1 protein-coding gene is annotated in these 844 nt (G+C 72.5%); it reads right to left on the reverse strand.

Features of this window, described 5'->3' with window-relative positions; translation table 11 throughout:
* Positions 1-114 precede the first annotated feature (114 nt).
* The gene (locus FV222_RS27815) at positions 115-798 is read right to left on the reverse strand and encodes a type 1 glutamine amidotransferase domain-containing protein (RefSeq protein ID WP_147816386.1); all 684 of its coding nucleotides are present in this window, start codon (positions 796-798) and stop codon (positions 115-117) included.
* Positions 799-844: the final 46 nt, after the last annotated feature.

Raw genomic sequence — 844 nt, forward strand, 5'->3', positions numbered from 1 at the left:
GGGTGGTGGGCTGGGTCATGGGCTGGGATCCTTCGGATTCGCGATGCGGGCGGCTCGCCCCGGCTCGGGCCGGCGGCGATCATGAGCGGGCGCCCGCCGAGGGCGCCCGCGACCTCAGCGGTTGGCGAGGTGGGCGACGAGACGCTCGGCGGCGGGGCCTGAGGAGGCCGGGTTCTGGCCGGTGACGAGCAGGCCGTCCGCCACGACGAAGGGTCCCCAGTCGGCGCCCTTGGCGTAGAGGCCGCCGTTCCGCACGAGCTCGTCCTCGACCAGGAACGGCACCACCTCCGTGAGGCCGACGGCCTCCTCCTCGGTGTTGGTGAAGCCGGTGACCTTGCGGCCGTCGACCAGTGGCTTCCCGTCGGTCGCCTTGGCGTGGCGCAGGACGCCGGGGGCGTGGCAGACCAGGGCCACGGGCTTGCCGGCCGCCAGCGTCGTCTCGATCAGCTTGATCGAGGCCGGGTCCTCGGCGAGGTCCCACAGGGGCCCGTGGCCGCCGGGGTAGAACACCGCGTCGAAGCTTTCGTGGCCGACGGCGTCGAGGCGGCCGGTCTCGTCCAGCACCGCCATGGCCGCCGCGTCGGCTTCGAAGCGGCGCGTCGTGTCGGTCTGGAAGTCCGGCTCGGCGCTCTTCGGGTCGAGGGGCGGGCGGCCGCCCTGGGGCGAGACCACCACCACCTCCGCGCCGGCATCCTTGAACACGTAGTAGGGGGCCGCGAACTCCTCCAGCCAGAAGCCGGTCTTCCGGCCGGTGTCGCCGAGGCGGTCGTGCGAGGTCAGCACCATCAGGATCTTCATGGTCGTTCTCCGGGGTTTTCGCTTGGGGAGGGGAAAGGTTTGGGGG

The organism is Methylobacterium sp. WL103, from assembly GCF_008039885.1.
In the GTDB taxonomy this organism is placed as follows: domain Bacteria; phylum Pseudomonadota; class Alphaproteobacteria; order Rhizobiales; family Beijerinckiaceae; genus Methylobacterium; species Methylobacterium cerastii.

What these genes read in the sequence shown, in the direction of transcription:
- FV222_RS27815 (WP_147816386.1), bottom strand. Translation starts at nt 798, where the DNA reads ATGAAGATCCTGATGGTGCTGACCTCGCACGACCGCCTCGGCGACACC.